This window comes from Staphylococcus sp. GDY8P120P, assembly GCF_017892065.1.
Classification (GTDB): domain Bacteria; phylum Bacillota; class Bacilli; order Staphylococcales; family Staphylococcaceae; genus Staphylococcus; species Staphylococcus nepalensis.
The window spans coordinates 1-624 of sequence record NZ_JAESKI010000047.1 but is presented as its reverse complement, the minus strand read 5'-3'; the positions used below and the strand labels follow the sequence as shown (position 1 = coordinate 624).

1 pseudogene is annotated in these 624 nt (G+C 42.8%); it reads left to right on the top strand.

The window, feature by feature from the left end:
- Nucleotides 1-445, top strand: a pseudogene (istB, locus tag KA900_RS14550) (IS21-like element ISSau9 family helper ATPase IstB); the annotation flags it as partial.
- Nucleotides 446-624 lie beyond the last annotated feature (179 nt).

Genomic DNA, 624 nt, shown 5'->3' with positions numbered 1-624 from the left:
GACCGGTTCTCCAGGAACCGGCAAGAGCCACCTGGCGATCGGCTTAGGGGTAGAAGCTTGTTTAGCGGGCTACAAGGTTTATTTCGCCAGTGTCTCGTCCTTAATCAATCAGTTGAAGGAAAGCCGGTCCGAAAGGACCTTACGCTCTTTCGAATTGCGATTTGAGAAATATGACCTCGTTATCATTGATGAATTAGGCTACATTTCCTTCGATAAAGAAGGGGCTGAATTACTGTTTACACATTTGTCGTTGCGTGCTGGTCGATCCTCAACCATTATTACGAGCAACCTGTCTTTTGCGAAATGGGAAGAGGTATTCCATGATCCTATTTTGACCGCCGCATTGACGGATCGCTTGACGCATAAATCGCACGTGGTGAATATGATCGGCCCATCTTACCGAATGAGAGAAACGCAAAAGTGGCTTGAAAATAGCCATTCATAAGTGGCTCAAAATTAAATTGCGAAATGGCTCAATTTTCAGTTGCGAAATACACCCCCACCTTCTATCTCGTCCAGTTGGTTTCCCCAGTCCATAAATATCAGATGAAGACAAGGCACTAAAAGTTTTTATAAAATTGGTTGATTTAGGTTTTACATTATGTTGCTAACTTTAATATTTAC